Annotated in this window: 2 protein-coding genes; both read right to left on the minus strand. The window is 65.6% G+C overall.

Going from position 1 to position 1,550, the window contains the following annotated elements:
• The coding region (locus VF497_RS06120) for a D-alanine--D-alanine ligase family protein (RefSeq protein ID WP_414706847.1) at positions 1-719 on the minus strand (719 nt) is incomplete at its 3' end.
• Complete coding sequence (gene murB / locus VF497_RS06125) at positions 719-1,549, minus strand: UDP-N-acetylmuramate dehydrogenase (protein WP_330886741.1); 831 nt, start codon at positions 1,547-1,549, stop codon at positions 719-721. The genes VF497_RS06120 and murB, both read right to left, overlap by 1 nt.
• Between the last annotated feature and the right edge of the window lies 1 nt (position 1,550).

The following is a 1,550-nucleotide window of genomic DNA, read 5'->3' on the forward strand; positions in this document are numbered from 1 at the left end:
TGGGTCGACTTCAAAAGGTATTTGGCTGTGTAGTCGAAGCCCCCCTCCGCCGGCACGATCTCGATCGGCGGCAGCGCGAACACCGTGCCGTCGGATTGCTCGAGCACGCCGCAGGTCGCCTCCACGCCCGAAACGAATGGCTCGATCAGATAGTCTTCATGCTTGGCGGCATTGCGGACCGCGACGAGGTCCTGCTTGGCGTTGACGAAGATCAGCCCGTAGCTAGATCCGTCCTTGGCGGGTTTTGCGATCAGTCTGCCGTGCTTCGCGAAGGCATCGTCGATCTGCTCGACGGTGATGCCCTGCGGCGCGTTGAGTCCTGCGATGGCGGCGAAGCGCTTCGCCGATGGCTTGTCGAACGCCAAATGCGACGACGCCGAGCCGGAGCCGGTGAACGCGACGCCGCGCATCTCGCACATCGCCTGCAATTCGCCGTTCTCGGCGCGACCGCCGTGCAGGCCGAGCACCAGCACGCGCCGCTCGGCGCCTGCTTTGCCGAGCGCCTGGTCGAGCGCGATGCCAGGGCCGCCGGGCTTGAAGTCGATCTCGAAGGGCCGCGTATGGCCGAGAAGCTGTTCGGACGTCACCGCATGCACGGTGTCGTCGACATCCCAGAACCAGAGCTCCGCATCGGGCAGTGCGCGGTGCAGCGCCTGCGCGCTCGCCACCGAGACCAGCCGCTCCTTGTTGGTGCCGCCGAACAGAATGGTCACCTGCATCAGCTCTTCCCGATTCGCTTGATTTCCCAGTGCAGCTCAATTCCGCTGGTCTGCTTGACCCGTTCCCGCACCGTCTCGCCGAGCGTCTCGATGTCGTGCCCGGTGGCGTTACCGGTGTTGATCAGGAAATTGCAGTGCATCTCCGATACCTGCGCGCCGCCGACCTTAAGGCCGCGGCAGCCGGCGCCGTCGATCAGCTTCCAGGCGCTGTTGCCGGGCGGATTCTTAAAGGTCGAGCCGCCGGTCTTCTCGCGGATCGGCTGCGCGGTCTCGCGATGCGTCTGCACCTCATTCATGCGGGTGCGGATCGCCTCAGCATCGGTGATCCTGCCGCGGAAGCGCGCCGAGGTGAACACGATGGAGGGATCGACGCCGGAGTTGCGATAGACGAACTTCATATCCGCATTGCCGAACGTGTGCTTGGTGCCGTCACGGCCGATGCCGGTGGCCTCGATCAGCACGTCCTTGGTCTCGCCGCCATTGGCGCCGGCATTCATGCGCAGCGCACCGCCGACCGTGCCGGGAATGCCGAAGAAGAATTCCATGCCGCCGATGTTTGCAGCCGCCGCCGTCTCGGCAACGCGCTTGTCGAGCGCCGCGGCGCCGGCGGTGACGACATCACCGGCCGCGCTGGTCTCGCCAAAGGCACGCGGCGCCAGCCGGATCACGACACCGGGCATGCCGCCATCCCGCACGATCAGATTGGAGCCGACGCCGACGACATAGACCGGCAATTCCTGCGGCAGCCGCTTCAGGAAATAGGCGAGATCGTCCTCATCGGCCGGCGTGAACAGCACTTGCGCCGGACCGCCGACACGAAACCAGGTCAGC

The sequence above is a fragment of the Rudaea sp. genome, from assembly GCF_036383415.1.
GTDB lineage: Bacteria > Pseudomonadota > Gammaproteobacteria > Xanthomonadales > Rhodanobacteraceae > Rudaea.